Raw genomic sequence first — 13,118 nt, 5'->3', positions numbered from 1 at the left:
ACACGGTCACCTTTTCGGTGACCAACGAAATGGACCCGCGCTCGCACGGTGTTAGCGTCCCCGTTGCTGATCACCGCGCCGCACCACCGTGCCCCGCCATGAACGGCAGGTAGGGACCGTCGCCGACATCAGGCGCGGTCCGTCAACGTGACCTGGAGGGAACCCTGGTGGTCCTCGCTGCAGACGAGACCCTGCGTCTCGATGCGAACGCCGTCGACTACACGCTCGTCGTCGCGTACTTCGCCGTCGTCATGCTCATCGGATTCGCCGCCCGCCGGCGGGTGTCCGACAGCCTCGACTTCTTCCTGTCCGGCCGGTCGCTGCCCGCCTGGGTGACCGGACTGGCCTTCATCTCGGCCAACCTGGGCGCGGTCGAGATCATCGGCATGTCGGCCAACGGCGCCCAGTTCGGCATGGCGACGTTCCACTACTTCTGGATCGGCGCCGTCCCGGCCATGCTCTTCCTGGGTGTCGTGATGATGCCCTTCTACTACGGCTCCAAGGTCCGCAGCGTCCCGGAGTTCATGCGCCGCCGCTTCGGGACCGGCGCCCACCTGGTCAACGCGCTGAGCTTCGCGATCGCCCAGGTGCTCATCGCCGGCATCAACCTGTACCTGCTGGCGAAGATCGTCAACGCGCTGCTGGGCTGGCCGCTGTGGGTCTCGCTGATCCTGGCGGCGGCCATCGTGCTGAGCTACATCACCCTGGGCGGGCTGTCGGCGGCGATCTACAACGAGGTGCTGCAGTTCTTCGTCATCGTCGCGGCCCTGCTGCCGCTGACGCTGATCGGCCTGCACCGCGTCGGTGGCGTCGGTGGGCTGACCGACGCCGTGCGCGGCAGCGGCAACGAGAACGACCTGACGTCGTGGCCCGGCACCGACCTCACCGGCATCGACAGCCCGGTGCTGTCCACCATCGGCATCGTGTTCGGCCTGGGCTTCGTGCTCTCCTTCGGGTACTGGACGACGAACTTCGTCGAGGTCCAGCGGGCCATGGCGACCAAGTCGATGTCGGCGGCCCGCAGCGCCCCGATCATCGGGTCGTTCCCGAAGATGTTCATCCCGTTCATCGTGATCGTCCCGGGCATGATCGCCGCGGTCCTGGTCAGCGACGTCACCAGCGCCAAGGCGGCCGGCGACCCGGACTTCGACTACAACAACGCGATCCTGCTGCTGATCCGCGACGTGCTCCCCAACGGGCTGCTCGGCGTGGCGATCGCCGGCCTGCTGGCCTCCTTCATGGCCGGCATGGCGGCCAACATCTCGGCCTTCAACACCGTCTTCAGCTACGACCTGTGGCAGCAGTACGTCAAGAAGGACCGCCCCGACGAGTACTACCTGAAGGTCGGGCGCCTGGCGACCGTCGGCGCCACCGTGATCGCGATCTTCACCGCCGTCATCGCCTCGGGCTACAGCAACCTGATGGACTACCTGCAGACGCTGTTCGGCTTCTTCAACGCCCCGCTGTTCGCCACCTTCATCCTCGGCATGTTCTGGAAGCGGATGACGGCGACGGCCGGCTGGACGGGCCTGGTCTCCGGGACGCTGGGCGCGGTCGTGGTCGCCGTCCTGAGCGAGGACTCGCTCGGCGGCCTGTCGACCGGCGTGCTGCCGCTGTCCGGTCAGGGCGCGAGCTTCGTGGCCGCCGCGACGGCGTTCGTCGTCGACATCGTGGTCAGCGTCGTCGTCAGCATGGTGACCGCGCCCAAGCCGGTCTCCGAGCTCGCCGGCCTGGTCTACTCCGAGACGCCGAGGGAGCAGCGCACCGACCCTGATGCGCACCGGCTGCCCTGGTACTCCTCGCCCACCAAGCTGGCCGGCATCGCCCTGGTGCTGGTCATCGCCCTGAACGTGATCTTCCGCTGACCGTCGCCAGCGTCGACGAGAGGAGCAGGACATGAGCACCGCATCGCACGCCGCCGACAACGCGGGCACGCCGGCACCGGGCCGGAAGCACACGGCGGGCGCCTACGACGTCCGCACGGTGATCGCCGGGCTGATCGGCTTCTACGGCATCGTGCTGACCGTCGTCGGCATCGTCGACAACAGCGAGGCCGACCGGGCCAAGACCGGGGACGTGAACGCCAACCTGTGGGCGGGCATCATCATGATCGCCGTCGCCCTGGTGTTCGTGCTGTGGCTCCGGCTGCGCCCGGTCGTCGTCGACCCGGCGGCGCTGGAGAAGCAGGCCGGCGAGGGCACCAGCGACGGCTCGGACCTGCCGAAGCCGTAGCCGGAGGACCCGGACCTCCTCCCCGCGCTCGCACGCTCGCGGCGAGCCCTGGACCGGGCCGCTGCCGTCTCAGCGGGACGGCAGGACCGTGACCGGCACGCGCTGCACGAGGGTGTTGGCCATGCCCTGGCGGTTCCACTCCTGGTCCACCGGCTGCGTCTCACCCGTCGCGTCGGTGGCCCGCACCAGCAGCTCCGCGGTGCCCGGCTCGGCGGCCCAGCGGTGGGTCCAGGCCCGCCAGGCGAAGGGGTGCGCCTCGTCGGCCGGGGCCAGCTCGGCATCCGACCAGCCCGCGCCGCCGTCGGTGCTGACCTCGACCCGGGTGACCGGCGCGCGGCCGGACCAGGCGCGCCCGGTGAGCGTCACCGGGCCGGCCGGCACGAACCGCTCCCGGGTCATGAAGTCCGGCCACCCCGGCGGGCTCATCAGCGCGCGCGGGCGGATGCGGGTCACCGGCTCGCCGGGGTCGCCGGCCTCGGTGGCCACCCGGTAGGCGACGGCGTTCTGGTAGCCCGTGAAGGGTTCGGTCAGCACCTCGATGCGGGTCAGCCACTTCACGTGCGCCATCCCGTACCAGCCCGGCACCACCAGTCGCAGCGGGGCGCCGTGCTGCGGCGGCAGCGGGGCGCCGTTCATCGACCAGGCCAGCAGTGCGTCCGGGCGCAGCGCCTCGGCGACCGGCAGCCCGCGGGCGTAGTCCTGCTCGACCCCGCGCTCCACACCGTGGTCGGCGCCGGTGAACACCACGTCGACGGCGTCGGGGGACAGGCCGGCCTCCTGCAGCAGCGGGGCCAGCGGTGTGCCGCCCCACTCCGCCGTCCCGACCGCCTCGAGCAGCCAGGGCTGGCTGACCGGGCGGGGCGCGAAGCGTGCCCGGCCGTTGCCGGCGCACTCCAGCAGCACCCGCGCCGAGGCGCTGCTGCGCGCCTGCAGGTCGGCCAGGGTCAGCCGCAGCGGCCGCTCGACGGCGCCGGTGACCTCCAGCGCCCAGGTGGCCGGGTCGACCGCGGGGATGTCGAAGTGGGTGAGCACGTAGTGCAGCCCCGGCGGGGTCACGTCCCAGCGCAGGGCCTCCAGCGGCAGGCCGTGGTTGCGGGTGGCCAGGGCGAGCTCGTCGAGCCCCACCCCCTCGCCGTCCCCGGCGATGCGTGCGCGGCCCTGGTAGGTGTCGGTGAGCTCCACCCGACCTGTCTACCGCCCGGGGCGGCCGTGCGGAAGCGCGGCCCCGGGCCTCAGCGTGCGGCGCGCGAGATGGAGACCGCGGCGTCCAGGACGGCGGCGACGACCTCGGGCCCGGGACGGCGGCCGACGCGCTCCACCGGACCGGAGATCGAGACGGCGCCCAGCACGCCGCCGGCCCCGTCGCGCACCGGTGCGGACAGCGAGGCGACGCCCGGCTCCCGCTCGGCGACGCTGTGCGCCCAGCCGCGACGCCGCACGTCGAGCAGGGTGCGGGCGGTGAAGCTGGCCGACGGCAGCAGCGGGGTGACCTCGTCGGCCGGGGCGAAGGCCAGCAGCGCGTGTGCCGCGGAGCCGGCGGTCAGCGGCAGCCGGGCGCCGACCGGGACGGTGTCGCGGAGCCCGCTGCTGCGCTCGGCGGCGGCGATGCAGACCCGGCTGCCGCCGTCGCGCACGTACAGCTGGGCGCTCTCGCCGGTGGTGTCGCGGAGCGCCGCCAGCGGGCGGGCCGACACCTCGGCGAGGTCGGCCCCGCCGCGGCCGAGCTCGGACAGCGCCGGTCCCGGCGCCCACGTGCCGGCGCTGGTGCGGCGCAGCAGCCGGTGCGCCTCGAGCGCGGTGGCCAGCCGGTGGGCGGTGGCGCGGGGCAGCTCGGTGCGGATGACCAGCTCGGCGAGGCTGGCCGGTTCGTCGGCCACCGCGCGGAGGATGGCCACTGCTTTGTCCAACACGGCGACGGGGTTAGGCTGTACCACGTACTGATACTCGCATCTCACTGTATGAGATGACAAGTGAGTGACACCGCACCGAGCGGGTCGCGATGAGGAGGACCGGTGGGCCAGACCCTGGCGCAGAAGGTGTACGAGGAGCACGTCGTCCGGCGGACCGAGGGCGAGCCCGACCTGCTCTACATCGACCTGCACCTCGTGCACGAGGTGACCAGCCCGCAGGCCTTCGACGGGCTGCGGGCCGCGGGCCGCACCGTCCGTCGTCCCGACCTGACGATGGCCACCGAGGACCACAATGTCCCGACGCTGGACATCCTCAGCCCCATCGCCGACCCGGTCAGCCGCGCGCAGGTCGACGCGCTGCGCCGCAACGCCGCCGAGTTCGGCATCCGGCTCGCCCCGATGGGCGACCGCGACCAGGGCATTGTGCACGTCATCGGCCCGCAGCTGGGGCTCACCCAGCCGGGCATGACGATCGTGTGCGGCGACAGCCACACCTCCACGCACGGCGCCTTCGGCGCGCTGGCCTTCGGCATCGGCACCAGCGAGGTCGAGCACGTGCTGGCCACCCAGACGCTGCCGCAGTACCCGGCCAAGCAGATGTCGGTGACCGTCGACGGCGAGCTGCCGCCCGGCGTCAGCGCGAAGGACGTCATCCTCGCCGTCATCGCCGAGATCGGCACCGGCGGTGGCCAGGGGCACGTCATCGAGTACCGCGGCAGCGCGATCGAGGCGCTGTCGATGGAGGCCCGGATGACGATCTGCAACATGTCGATCGAGGCCGGTGCCCGCGCCGGGCTCATCGCCCCCGACCAGACCACCTTCGACTACCTGGCCGGGCGCCCGCACGCCCCGCAGGGCGCCGACTGGGACGCGGCCGTCGCCCACTGGAAGACGCTGCGCACCGACGACGACGCCGTCTTCGACCGCGAGGTGCACATCGACGCCGCCTCGCTCACCCCCTACGTCACCTGGGGCACCAACCCCGGGCAGGGGCTGCCGATCGGCGCGAGCGTGCCGGACCCCGCCACCATCGCCGACGAGAGCGACCGGCTGGCCGCGGAGTCCGCGCTGGAGTACATGGGCCTGGCCGCCGGCACGCCGCTGCGCGAGATCTCCGTCGACACCGTGTTCCTCGGCTCCTGCACCAACGGCCGGATCGAGGACCTGCGGGTCGCCGCCGCCCTGCTCAAGGGCAAGAAGGTCGACGCCGACACCCGCATGCTCGTCGTCCCCGGGTCGGTCGCGGTGAAGCTGCAGGCCGAGGCCGAGGGGCTGGACCAGGTGTTCACCGAGGCCGGCGCCGAGTGGCGCGGCGCGGGCTGCTCGATGTGCCTGGGCATGAACCCCGACCAGCTCAAGCCCGGCGAGCGGTCGGCCTCGACCAGCAACCGCAACTTCCAGGGCCGGCAGGGCAAGGGCGGGCGCACCCACCTGGTGTCCCCGGCCGTGGCCGCCGCCACCGCACTGACGGGCAGGCTCACCGCCCCGGCCGACCTCGAGACCGCTGGAGTCTGACGACGATGGACGCCTTCACCACGCACACCGGCACCGCCGCCCCGCTGCGCCGCAGCAACGTCGACACCGACCAGATCATCCCGGCCGAGTACCTCAAGCGGATCACCCGCACCGGCTTCGAGGACGGGCTGTTCGTGGCCTGGCGGAAGAACGAGCCCGACTTCGTGCTCAACCAGCCGCAGTACGCGCACGCCTCGATCCTGGTCGCCGGCCCCGACTTCGGCACCGGCTCCTCCCGCGAGCACGCCAACTGGGCCCTGCTGGACGGCGGCTTCCGGGTGGTCATCAGCTCCCGGTTCGCCGACATCTTCCGCAACAACTCGACCAAGGCCGGGCTGCTGACCGTCGTCCTGCCCGAGTCCGACGTCGAGGCGCTGTGGGCGGCGATCGAGGCCGACCCGGCGCTGCCGGTGACCGTCGACCTGCAGGCCGAGCAGGTCACCTACGGCAGCACCACCGTGCCGTTCTCGATCGACCCGTACACCCGCTGGCGCCTGCTCGAGGGCCTCGACGACGTCGGCCTGACCGAGCGGCACCTCGACGACATCACCGCCTTCGAGTCCCGCCGTCCGGCCTGGAAGCCGGCGTCCCTGCCGGCCCTGCCCACCCGCTGACCCTCCGCGCGTTCGATCAGGTGACCTGATCGAAGGCCGTCCTCCCGCAGCTGCCCAGGTGCGGGAGGACGGCGCCCCGGTGGGACCTGGGGCTGGTCGGTGCCGGGGGACGGCGGTCAGCGCGAGGCGGCGGGGTCGGCGGAGAAGTCGCGGTAGTAGTCGGCGACCAGCCCGTCGGTCTCCGCGTCGGGGGTGCCGCCGAGCGCCCAGACGCTGCCCTTGGCCGCGGGCGGGGGCAGCGCGGCCGCGCCGGCGTGCCAGCGGACGCCGAGGGCCAGCAGCACCGAGGGGATGGCCCCGCCCTGGCTGCAGACCAGCGTCGGCCCCGCGGCGTCGTCGGTGGCCAGCAGCTGCTCGACCAGGTCCAGGCCGGCCTGCGGGTCGGCGGAGAAGTGCTCCTCACCGAGCTCCGGCGCCTCGCCCACGGCCAGCCCGAGGGCCGCGGCGAGCGGGTCGAGGGTCTCCCGGCAGCGCACCGGGGGAGCGGTGAGCAGCCGGGCCGGGGCGAAGACGGGCAGCATCGCGGCCAGCCGGGCGGCCTGCTCGCGGCCCCGGCGGTCCAGCGGTCGCTCGGCGTCCGGGCCGTCCCAGGACGACCGGTCGCCGGCCGAGGCGTGCCGCACCAGCAGCACCCGCGGGGCGCGCGGCACGTCGGGGCGCGCCAGGTCCTCCAGCACCGCCCGGTCGTGGTCGTGGCTGGCCAGCCGCACGGCCTCGGGGACCGGCAGCCAGCGCAGCTCGTCGACCTCGTCGTTGGGCGTGAACTCCCCGCCGACGACCTCCATCACCCAGTAGTCGACCCGCTTGGGGCCGTGCCGGTGGGCGTAGCGGGTCTGCACGCTGCGCCGGCCGACCACGACCTCCAGACCGGTCTCCTCGCCGACCTCCCGGACGGCGGCCGCGAGCGCGTGCTCCCCGGCGTCGAGCTTGCCCTTGGGCAGCGACCAGTCGTCGTACTTGTGCCGGTGCACCAGCGCCGTCTCCAGCGCCCCGTCGGCGTCCAGGCGCCACAGCGCCCCGCCGGCGGCCGGGATGAGCCGGGGTTCGTCAGCCAGCGTTCTCACCCCGGGTGGCGAGCAGCTCGGCCTGGGAGTCCCGCCCGCCGGTGTGCGTCCAGGTCGCGTCGGCGGCCAGCTCCCAGCTGCGCACGTCGGGGGCCATGTCCAGGTCGAACACCCGCTGGAGCTGGCGCTGGGCGGCGGGGTCGTTGACCCGCAGCAGCACCTCCACCCGGCGGTCGAGGTTGCGGTGCATGAGGTCCGAGCTGCCCAGCCACCACTCCGGCGTCCCGGCGTTGGCGAAGTGGATGACCCGCGAGTGCTCGAGGAACCGGCCCACGATCGAGCGCACCCGGATGTTCTCGCTCAGGCCCGGCACGCCCGGGCGCAGTGCGCAGATGCCGCGGATGAGCAGCTCGACGGGCACCCCGGCGCGCGAGGCCTCGTAGAGGGCGTCGATGAGCTCCTCGTCGACGAGGGAGTTCACCTTGATCCGGATGCCGGACGGGGTGCCCTCGGCGGCGTGCCGGGCCTCGCGGCGGATCTTCTCCAGCAGCCCGTTGCGGATGCCGTGCGGGGCGACCATCAGCGAGCGGTAGGTGGTCTGCCGGGAGTAGCCGGTGAGGGTGTTGAACAGGTCGGTGAGGTCGGCGCCCACCCGCGCGTCGGCGGTGAGGATGCCGAGGTCCTCGTAGATCCGCGCGGTCTTGGGGTTGTAGTTGCCGGTGCCGATGTGGCAGTAGCGGCGCAGCACGCCGTTCTCCATGCGCACCACCAGCGCGGTCTTGCAGTGGGTCTTCAAGCCCACCAGGCCGTAGACGACGTGGCAGCCGGCGCGCTCCAGCGACCGGGCCCAGCTGATGTTGGCCTCCTCGTCGAAGCGGGCCTTGATCTCCACCAGCACCACGACCTGCTTGCCGGCCTGGGCGGCCTCGATCAGCGCCTGCACGATCGGGGAGTCGCCGGAGGTGCGGTACAGCGTCTGCTTGATCGCCAGCACGTTCGGATCGGCGGCGGCCTGCTCGATGAACCGCTGCACGCTGGTGGCGAAGGAGTCGTAGGGGTGGTGCAGCAGCACGTCGCCCTCGCGCAGCGTGGCGAACACGCTCTTGGGCGTCTCGCCCTCGGACAGCCGCGGGTGCGTGGCCGGGACGAACGGGTCGTCCTTGAGCTCGGGACGGTCCAGGTCGTACAGCGCCATCAGCGCGGACAGGTCGAGCGGGCCGGGCACCGAGACGACGTCGGCGCTGCCGATCTCCAGCTCCGACACCAGGACCTCGAGGATCTGCGGGTCCATCGTGTCGGTGACCTCCAGCCGCACCGCCGGGCCGAACCGGCGCCGGGCCAGCTCGCGCTCCAGGGCCTGCAGCAGGTCCTCGTCGCGGTCCTCCTCGACCTCGAGGTCGGCGTTGCGGGTCACCCGGAACAGGTGGTGGTCGAGCACGTCCAGGCCGGGGAACAGCGCGCTCAGGTGCGCGGCGATGAGCTCCTCGAGCAGCAGGAACACCGCCGTCTCGGACGTGTCCTGCGTCCGGCCCGCGCCGACCGGGATGAACCGGGGCACGTTGTTGGGCACCTTGAGCCGGGCGAACTTCGGCGCCCCGGTCTCCGGGTCGCGCACGGAGACGGCGAGGTTCAGCGACAGCCCGCTGATGTAGGGGAACGGGTGCGCCGGGTCGACCGCCAGCGGGGTGAGCACCGGGAAGACCTGGTCGCGGAAGTACTCCCGCAGCCGCATGGCCTCGGCGTCGTCGAGGTCGGACCAGCCCACGATCCGGATGCCGTGCTCGGCCAGCTCCGGGACGACGTCGGTGTTGAACACCGCGGCGTGGCGCTGCACCAGGTCGCGGGTGCGGTCGGTGACCCGGGCCAGCTGCTCGCGGATGGTCAGGCCGTCGGGGGAGCGGACGGCCAGGCCCGTGCTCTGCCGGCGCTTGAGCCCGGCGATGCGGACCATGAAGAACTCGTCGAGGTTGCTGGCGAAGATCGAGAGGAACTTGACCCGCTCGAGCAGGGGCGCGTCGGTGTCCTCGGCCAGCTCCAGCACCCGGGAGTTGAAGTCCAGCCAGGACAGCTCGCGGTTGAGGAAGCGATCGGCGGGCAGCGGTGAGGGAGCGGCGGGCACGATGCGATCCTGCCTCACCCCGGTGACCAGGGAGTGGCGGCCAGGAGACGGGCCGTCCGGGGGCCCACGCCCAGGGCCGCGGCGGCGGCCAGGTCGGCGGCGGTGTCGACGTCGCGGCGCAGCCCGGGCCAGTCGCCGTCCAGCGGCACGGCCCCGCCGGCGGCGTGCGCGGCGGCCGACCCGGGCCCGAACCGCGGGTCCAGCCCGCCGGTGGCGGCGCACAGCAGCGTCGTCCCGGTGCCCTCGGCGTCGGCGACGAAGCCACGCCCGGCGACGGCGGCCAGCGCGGCCGTGAGCTCGGCGGGCCGCAGCGCCGGCAGGTCCGAGCTCATCGCCGCGACCGCCCGCGCCCCGGCGGCGCGGGCGGCGGCCGCGCCGTGGGCCAGCGCGGGGTTGAGCCCGCGGTCGGGCTCGTCGGGCACGGTCCGCGCGCCCAGCGACCGGACCAGGTCACCGACGCCCGGGTCGTCGGTCACCACCAGCACGCCCGCGACGGCCGGGCTGGCGAGCGCAGCGGCCACGGTGTCGGCCAGCATCGCCAGCACGAGCTCCCGGTGCCGGGCGGGTGCGTCGTCGCCGAACCGGGCGGTCAGCGGCGCCAGCCGGGTCTTGGCCCGGCTCAGCAGCTTGGCGGGGACGACGAGGGACCACGGCTGCACCCCGATGATGTGACCACACCCCGGCGCCGCGCGGGTCGGCCGGTGTGGTGGTCTGCTCCCGGCAACCGTCCCCCCGGCCCAGGAGCGCCCCGCATGAGCACCACCCCCGAGCAGACCGCCGAGGTGGCCGCGGCCGCCGCCCCCTACCTGCGGTCGTGGCTGGAGCTGCAGCGCCGGAAGCTGCGGGTGCCCGGTGTGCAGGCCGCCGTCCGGGTCGGCGACCGGCTGGTGCTGGACACCGCGCTGGGCGTCGCCGACGTGTCGACCGGAACGCCGCTGACACCTGGGCACCTGTTCCGGATCGCCTCGCACTCCAAGACGTTCACCGCCACCGCCGTCCTGCAGCTGGTGGAGGCCGGCCGGATGCGGCTGGACGACCCGATCGCGGCGCACGTGCCGGCGCTGGCGGGGACGCCACTGGCCCCGGTGACCGTGCGCGAGCTGCTCGGCCACCAGGGCGGCGTCATCCGGGACGGCGGCGACAACGACCACTGGCAGCTGCTGCAGCCCTTCCCCGACGAGCGGCTGCTGCTGGAGATCGCCGCGGGCGAGGGTGCGGTGTTCGACCGCAACGAGCACTTCAAGTACTCCAACATCGGCTACTCGCTGCTCGGCCTGGCGATCGAGGCGGTCACCGGCACCGGGTACGCCGCGCACGTGCAGGCCGCGGTGGTCGACCGGCTGGGGCTGGCCGACACCGGCCCGGAGTGGGACCCCGCCCGCGCCGGGGAGTTCGCCGCCGGGCACACCGGGCTGCTGGACGGCGAGGACGAGCGGCTGACGGTCCCGCACGTCGACACCCGGGCGATGGCGGCCGCGACCGGCTTCTACTCCACCGCGCGCGACCTCACCGCCTTCGGCGCCGCGCACTTCGCCGGCGACCCGGCGCTGCTGAGCGAGGCCAGCAAGCGGCTGATGCGCCGGCCGGAGTCGGTGGTCGAGGCGCACGGGAAGCCGCCCCGGCACTACGGGCTGGGGATGGACCTGCGCACCCAGGGCGACCGCACGCTGGTCGGGCACAGCGGTGGCTACCCCGGGCACATCACCCGCACCTGGATCGACCCCGAGGCCCAGGTGGTGGTCAGCGTGCTCACCAACGCCGTCGACGGCCCCGCCGACGCGCTGGCCCGCGGCCTGTTCGCGCTGCTCGACCTGGCGCTGGCCGCGCCCGGGGGCCCACAGGCGCCCACCGACGAGCTGGCGCGGCACGCCGGCCGCTTCGTCAACCTCTGGGGCGTCACCGACGTCGCCCTGCTGGGCGGGCGGCTGGTGCTGCTGCACCCCGGCGCCCCCGAGCCGGCCGAGGACTTCCTGGAGCTGACCCCGGAGGCGCCGGGGGTACTGCGCCAGGAGGCGGTGGCCGGGTTCGGCTCGGCGGGGGAGGCCGTCACCTACACCTGGGCCGCGGACGGCACCGCCGAGTCCGTCCGGCTCGGGGGCATCACCGCGTGGCCCGAGGAGGTCTTCCGGGCCCGGCGCGCCGGGCAGGTGGCCGGGTGAGCCGGCTCCTGCTGCGCCGCGCCCGGTCGGGGCAGGCGGTCCAGGACGTGCTCCTGGACGGCGGCCGGGTGGCGGCCGTCGGCACGGACCTGCCCGTGGCCGCGGACGTGCTCGACCTGGACGGCGCCGTGCTGCTGCCCGGGCTGGTCGACGCGCACGTGCACATGGAGCAGTGGGCGGCGGCCCGGCAGCGGATCGACGTCTCGGCCGCTGGCTCCGCCGCCGAGGCCGCCGCGATCGTCGCGGCGGCCGCGGCCGCCGGGCCGGGAGCGGGGCCGGGGACGTTCGTGCTCGGCCAGGGCTTCCGGGACGCCCTGTGGCCCGGGCCGGCCGACGCCGCGGTGCTGGACGCCGCGCTGCCCGGCGTGCCCGTCGTCCTGGTCAGCGGCGACCTGCACACCGCCTGGTGCAGCACCGCCGCCGCGCGGCTGCTCGGGGTGACCGAGCCCAGCGGCGTGGTCCGGGAGCACGCGGCGATGGAGGTGTTCGCCCGCGCCGGCGGGGTGGGCCCGGACGTCGGCGACCGCTGGGTGCTCGACGCCGCCGCCGCGGCCGCCGCCCGCGGGGTCACCGCCGTCACCGACTTCGAGTACGGCGACCTGGTGACCGACTGGGCGCGCCGGGCCGCGCTGGTGCCCGGGGGACCACCGCTGCGGGTGCGCACCGCGGTCTGGGTCGACCGGCTCGAGGCCACGGTGGCCGCGGGGCTGCGCAGCGGCGACCCGCTGCCGGGCGTCACCGACGCGGTGGCGGCCGACCGGCTGCGGGTCGGCCCGCTCAAGGTCTTCGTCGACGGCTCGCTGGGCACCCGCACCGCGTTCTGCGACCGGCCCTACCCCGGCGTGGCCGGGCCGGAGGCGCACGGACTGCTGCGCACCCCCGTCGACGAGCTGGCGCAGCTGCTGCGCCGCGCCGCCGCCGGCGGGCTGGACCGCGCCGTGCACGCCATCGGCGACCGGGCCGTGGCCGTCGCCCTGGACGGGTTCGCCGCGGCCGGGGTGACCGGTCGGGTCGAGCACGCCCAGCAGGTGCACGACGCGGACCTGCCGCGCTTCGCCGCGCTCGGGGTGGTCGCCAGCGTGCAGCCGCGGCACGCGCTCGACGACCGGGACGCCGCCGACCTGCACTGGGCCGGCGCCACCGCCCGCGCCTTCCCCTACCGGGCGCTGGCCGACGCCGGTGCCGAGCTGGTGCTGGGCTCCGACGCCCCGGTCGCGCCGCTGGACCCCTGGGACGGGATCGCCGCCGCCGTGCACCGGTCGCTGGACGAGCGCGCCGCCTGGCACCCCGAGCAGCACCTGGACCTCGACGCCGCGCTCGCCGCGGCCAGCGGTGGCCGGCGCGGGGTGCGGGTCGGCGACGTCGCCGACCTGGTGGTGGTCGCCGAACCCCCGGCGGCGGTGCTGGCCCGCGACGGCGCCGCCGGCCTGCGGGCCACGGAGGTGCTGGCGACCCTCGTCGGCGGCCGCCCCACCCACCGGTCCGCCGCGCTGGGCTGAGCGCGCCCGGGGGCGCGTGCGCGCCGCCGGGGGCCGGGGGGCACGATCAGGACCGGGGTCACACAG

The 13,118-nt window shown here is 74.6% G+C and carries 11 protein-coding genes; 6 read left to right on the top strand and 5 right to left on the bottom strand.

The features are described 5' to 3' along the window. The first annotated feature begins 167 nt into the window (after window positions 1-167). Window positions 168-1,865 carry a sodium:solute symporter family protein gene (locus ACGBYP_RS05815; protein ID WP_411582329.1) on the top strand — a complete coding sequence of 566 codons (1,698 nt, stop codon included), beginning with the start codon at window positions 168-170 and terminating at the stop codon, window positions 1,863-1,865. Window positions 1,866-1,896: 31 nt separating this feature from the next. Continuing rightward, window positions 1,897-2,232, top strand: coding sequence for a hypothetical protein (locus ACGBYP_RS05810; protein WP_411582328.1), 336 nt, complete (start codon window positions 1,897-1,899; stop codon window positions 2,230-2,232). Between the two features lie 69 nt (window positions 2,233-2,301). On the opposite strand, the gene ACGBYP_RS05805 is transcribed toward ACGBYP_RS05810, so the two are convergent. Further along, window positions 2,302-3,414 carry a sulfite oxidase gene (locus tag ACGBYP_RS05805; RefSeq protein WP_411582327.1) on the bottom strand — a complete coding sequence of 371 codons (1,113 nt, stop codon included), beginning with the start codon at window positions 3,412-3,414 and terminating at the stop codon, window positions 2,302-2,304. Window positions 3,415-3,464: 50 nt separating this feature from the next. Continuing rightward, window positions 3,465-4,166, bottom strand: coding sequence for an IclR family transcriptional regulator (locus ACGBYP_RS05800; protein ID WP_411582326.1), 702 nt, complete (start codon window positions 4,164-4,166; stop codon window positions 3,465-3,467). Window positions 4,167-4,244: 78 nt separating this feature from the next. On the opposite strand from ACGBYP_RS05800, the gene leuC reads away from it, so the two are divergent. Next, window positions 4,245-5,657 (top strand): 3-isopropylmalate dehydratase large subunit, encoded by a 1,413-nt coding sequence (gene leuC / locus ACGBYP_RS05795; RefSeq protein WP_411582325.1) that lies wholly within the window; start codon window positions 4,245-4,247, stop codon window positions 5,655-5,657. A 5-nt stretch (window positions 5,658-5,662) separates the two neighbouring features. Further along, window positions 5,663-6,271, top strand: coding sequence for a 3-isopropylmalate dehydratase small subunit (gene leuD / locus ACGBYP_RS05790; protein ID WP_411582324.1), 609 nt, complete (start codon window positions 5,663-5,665; stop codon window positions 6,269-6,271). Window positions 6,272-6,387: 116 nt separating this feature from the next. On the opposite strand, the gene ACGBYP_RS05785 is transcribed toward leuD, so the two are convergent. Genes ACGBYP_RS05785 through cofC form a run of 3 tightly spaced genes read right to left on the bottom strand, consistent with a single transcriptional unit; the run spans window position 6,388 to window position 10,053 of the window. Then, window positions 6,388-7,335 carry an NUDIX hydrolase gene (locus ACGBYP_RS05785; protein WP_411582323.1) on the bottom strand — a complete coding sequence of 316 codons (948 nt, stop codon included), beginning with the start codon at window positions 7,333-7,335 and terminating at the stop codon, window positions 6,388-6,390. After that, the gene (locus ACGBYP_RS05780; protein WP_411582322.1) at window positions 7,319-9,394 is read right to left on the bottom strand and encodes an RNA degradosome polyphosphate kinase; all 2,076 of its coding nucleotides are present in this window, start codon (window positions 9,392-9,394) and stop codon (window positions 7,319-7,321) included. The genes ACGBYP_RS05785 and ACGBYP_RS05780 overlap by 17 nt, the downstream gene beginning before the upstream one ends. Window positions 9,395-9,408: 14 nt before the next feature. Continuing rightward, window positions 9,409-10,053: a 2-phospho-L-lactate guanylyltransferase gene (cofC, locus tag ACGBYP_RS05775; RefSeq protein ID WP_411582321.1), complete on the bottom strand. Its 645-nt coding sequence runs from the start codon at window positions 10,051-10,053 to the stop codon at window positions 9,409-9,411. 93 nt (window positions 10,054-10,146) lie between these two features. On the opposite strand from cofC, the gene ACGBYP_RS05770 reads away from it, so the two are divergent. Then, entirely contained in the window at window positions 10,147-11,553 is a 1,407-nt protein-coding gene (locus ACGBYP_RS05770) for a serine hydrolase domain-containing protein (protein WP_411582320.1), read from the top strand. After that, window positions 11,550-13,052, top strand: coding sequence for an amidohydrolase (locus ACGBYP_RS05765; protein WP_411582319.1), 1,503 nt, complete (start codon window positions 11,550-11,552; stop codon window positions 13,050-13,052). The genes ACGBYP_RS05770 and ACGBYP_RS05765 overlap by 4 nt, the downstream gene beginning before the upstream one ends. Window positions 13,053-13,118: the final 66 nt, after the last annotated feature.

Origin of the sequence: Modestobacter sp. SSW1-42 (assembly GCF_046635825.1) — a bacterium.
Lineage (GTDB): Bacteria > Actinomycetota > Actinomycetes > Mycobacteriales > Geodermatophilaceae > Modestobacter.
This window is presented reverse-complemented; position numbering and strand designations above follow the sequence as displayed.